Below are 3586 nucleotides of genomic sequence, written 5' to 3' on the forward strand. Positions count from 1 at the left end.
CGGCGAGTTGGCTGCGCGGCCCGGCGAGTTGGCTGCGCGGCCCGGCGAGTTGGCTGCGCGGCCCGGCGACTTGGCCGCACGGCCCAGCGATCCGGCCACACGACCCGGCGATCCGGTTGCACGGCTCGTTGGTCAGGCCGCACGGCCCGGGGGTCCAGCAGGCCCGGGCCGGGACGAGCGGATCGCCGTCTACGACGCCGGTGCCATGCCCGGGGCGGCCGGATTGCTGCCGCGCTACCTGGCCGCCGCCCGCGGGGTGCGGCCCGCGCGGCTATCGGTGACCGCGGGCGGCCTGTACCGGTTCACCCCCGCGGCGGCACGGGAGTTCCTCGCGACCACCGACGGATGGCGGGAGCAGGCGGCCCGCGTCGATCGGGCACTGGGGCTCACCGGCTCCGACTGGAGCACCCGCTTCGACGGCGACTGCGTGCGGCGCCTGCTGCGCGGCGGTGCGCCGACGGTCGAACAGCTCTTGGCGGCAGCCGCCGCGGATACCGCGGGCCGAACCGAATATCTGGTCATCACAGCGGAATTGACCGATGTGGACGGCACGGTCCACCGCGCGCGGCTGCGTGCCGGGCCCGACCTCACCGCCACCATCGCGGCCACCACCGCCCGCGCCGTCCTGGACGGCGAGATCCAGCCCGGCAGCCACAGCGCCGACGATGTGCTCGACCCGCTCCGGGTGATTCCGCCATTGCTCGGCGAGGAAGGAACACTGTGAAAGTCCTCGTGTGCGGTACCGGCTTCGGTCGGGTGTACCTGCGCGCCCTGGAACGAGAACCGTTCCAGCTCACCGGCATTCTCGCCCGGGGCGGCGAACGCTCCCGCGCCTGCGCGCGGGAGTACGGGGTGCCGCTGCACACCGCGCCCGACCAGGTCCCCGACGGTGTGGATCTGGCCTGTGTGGTGGTGCCCAGCGGCGTCGGCGGCGGCCCCGGAGCCGAACTCGCCCAGGCGTTCCTGGCGCGCGACATCCCGGTACTGCTCGAACATCCGGTGCGCGCCGACGAACTCGCCGACTGCCTGCGGGTCGCCGCGCGGCGACGAGTCATGTTCGGCGTCAACACCTTCTACCTGCATCTGGAGCCGGTGCGTCGGTTCCTGGACGCGGCGCACCGACTGCTGCGCACCCACCCGGCGACCTTCGTGGACGCCAGCTGCGCGGTCCAGGTGTCCTACGATCTGCTCGACATCATCGGGCAGACCCTGGGCGGACTGAGCCCGTGGGCGCTGGAACCGTCGGAGATCTCGCAACGACTGCACGGCCTGGCCCGGTCGGCGTTCACCGACCGGTGCGTCAACGCGGTCATCGCGGGGGTGCCGGTCACCCTGCGGGTGAACAACCAGGTCGTACCCGATGATCTCGACCATCCAACGCATCTGCGGCACCAGGTCACCCTCGGCACCGAGGCGGGCACCCTGGTGCTGGCCAGCACCCACGGGCCGGTGCTGTGGTGTCCCGCCGTCCACGTGCCCAAGGACAGCGGCACCTTCGCCCTCGACGGAGTGGACGCCACCCCGACGGTGGCGTGCCTGGGGCCGTCCACCGCGCCCGGCGTGCGGGACGTCTTCGACCAGGTGTGGCCGGACGGAGTGCGACATTCGCTGCTGACCATGCGGCAGGCCATCGCCGACGGCGTCGACCCCCTCGCGGCGGGGCAGTACCACCTGACGCTGTCGCGGCTGTGGTCGGAGCTCACCCGCGGACTCGGCTACCCGCTGCCGGTGCGGCGGGCGCCCGCGCCCGCCGTGCGGATCGACGAACTGCTGCCGGAGAGGAGCTGAGATGTCCACGGGCACCACCGACACGTCCACCGGCGACACCGTCTTCAATCCGCTCGACTCCCGGCACATCCGCGATCCGTATCCGCTGCTGCGCGACCACCCGCCGGTGGCCTGCCCGTTCTCCGGATTCCGGGTCGTGGTGTCCGACGCGGTGTCGCGCACCGTGCTGCGGGACGCGGCGAGCTTCTCGAGCCAGGCGAACAACACCGTCGCCGCACAGGCGACCGCGCCGGAGAAAGTTCCGGCGCTGTCCCAACTCGACGCACCCGAGCACACCCGGCTGCGCGCGCTGATACGCGGACAGTTCACCGCCAAGGCACTGGCCGACCTGGAACCCGTCCTGGCGGCACACGCTCGCACGCACGCCGCGGCCGCCGAGGATCTGGTGACCGACTTCGCCGAACCGCTGCCCGCCCTCGCCCTCGCCGAATTCCTGGAACTGCCAAGCGATCTGGTGCGACGGTGGGTGTCGGAGTTCACCACCCTGGTCGGCTACGAGACCGCGCCCGGCTGGTCGGAGTTCCGCGACCACGTCGGCGGCCTGCGGCTGCGGCGCTTCCCCGACCTCACCGCGCCGGAGCGGCGGATGCTCGTGCACTTCCTCGTCGTCGCCGGTGTCCGCAATGTCACCCACCTGATCGGCAATCTGCTGCACCGCCTGCTGATCTCGCGGATGTGGCCGCTGCCCGCCGAGCACCTCGGCGCGGCCGTCGAGGAGTCGCTGCGGCACGAGCCACCCGCGCTGTGGAGTATGCGCACGGCGACGCGCCCCTGCCCGGTCGGCGACACACCGGTCGCGGCGGGGGAGCGGATCTTCGTCGTCACCGCCGGAGCCAACCGCGATCCCCGACGCTGGCCGGACCCCGACGAGTTCCGGTTGCATCGGCCGGGCGCGGCGGGCCACCTCAGCTTCGGCACCGGGCCGCACGCCTGCCTCGGCGCGACATTCACCCGCCTGCAAGCCCAGATCTATCTGCGCGTGCTGGCCGAGACCGCACCGCGCCTGCGGCTGGCGGACGGATTCAGCTATCGATCGACCGGCGACCTGATGAGTCGCGGTCCCGCCACGCTACCGGTACGGAGGTTGCCGTGTCCCTGATGGATCAATCGGATCTGGTGACGCCCTGGGCGATTCGGGTCGCGGCGACCCTGCGCATCGCCGATCTGATCGCCGACGGTGTCGACGACGCGCACGAGTTGGCCCGCAAGGCCGGGGCGAATGCCGATGCGCTGCACCGTTTGCTGCGCTACCTCGCCTGCCGTGGCGTGTTCACCGAAACCGCGCCCGGCCGCTTCGGACTCACCGACTCCGCGCGGCTGCTGTGCTCGGATCACCCACTCGCCATGCGGGATTGGTTCGACCTGGACGGGGCGGGCGGTCGCATGGACCGCGCGTTCGGCGCACTGCTCGAGGTGGTGCGCACCGGTGAGCCCGGCTATCCGGTGGTGCACGGTCGATCGCTGTGGGACGACACCGACGCCTCCTACAACGAACTCATGAGCAAGCACACCCGCTTCACCGTGCCCACCCTCACCGACGCCTACGCCTGGGACCGGGTGCGCTCGGTGGTCGATGTCGGCGGCGGCTCCGGTGCGGTGCTCAGCGCACTCGCGTCGGCGCATCCCCGGCTGACCGGCACCCTGGTGGATCTGCCCGATGCCGCCGATGCCGCCGCCCGCGCCTTCGAGCGAGCCGGGCTGGGCGAGCGGTGCACCGCCCGGGCGGGCGACTTCTTCGAACCGCTGCCCGCGGGCGCGGACGCCTACCTGCTGACCTGGGTGCTGCACGACTGGCCCG

Annotated in this window: 3 protein-coding genes and 1 pseudogene; all 4 read left to right on the forward strand. The window is 72.3% G+C overall.

The features are described from left to right. Positions 1-724, forward strand: a pseudogene (locus QK444_RS34165) (hypothetical protein); the annotation flags it as partial. Next, positions 721-1788, forward strand: coding sequence for a Gfo/Idh/MocA family oxidoreductase (locus QK444_RS34170; protein ID WP_282786147.1), 1068 nt, complete (start codon positions 721-723; stop codon positions 1786-1788). The pseudogene QK444_RS34165 and the gene QK444_RS34170, both read left to right, overlap by 4 nt. Before the next feature lies 1 nt (position 1789). Continuing rightward, the gene (locus QK444_RS34175; protein WP_282786148.1) at positions 1790-2887 is read left to right on the forward strand and encodes a cytochrome P450; all 1098 of its coding nucleotides are present in this window, start codon (positions 1790-1792) and stop codon (positions 2885-2887) included. Beyond that, positions 2887-3586 (forward strand): methyltransferase (locus QK444_RS34180; protein WP_282786149.1); only part of this gene is annotated, 700 nt, incomplete at its 3' end. The genes QK444_RS34175 and QK444_RS34180, both read left to right, overlap by 1 nt.

It is taken from the genome of Nocardia sp. CC201C (assembly GCF_030010695.1).
Lineage (GTDB): Bacteria > Actinomycetota > Actinomycetes > Mycobacteriales > Mycobacteriaceae > Nocardia > Nocardia otitidiscaviarum.

What these genes read in the sequence shown, in the direction of transcription:
- QK444_RS34175 (WP_282786148.1), top strand. Translation starts at nt 1,790, where the DNA reads ATGTCCACGGGCACCACCGACACGTCCACCGGCGACACCGTCTTCAAT.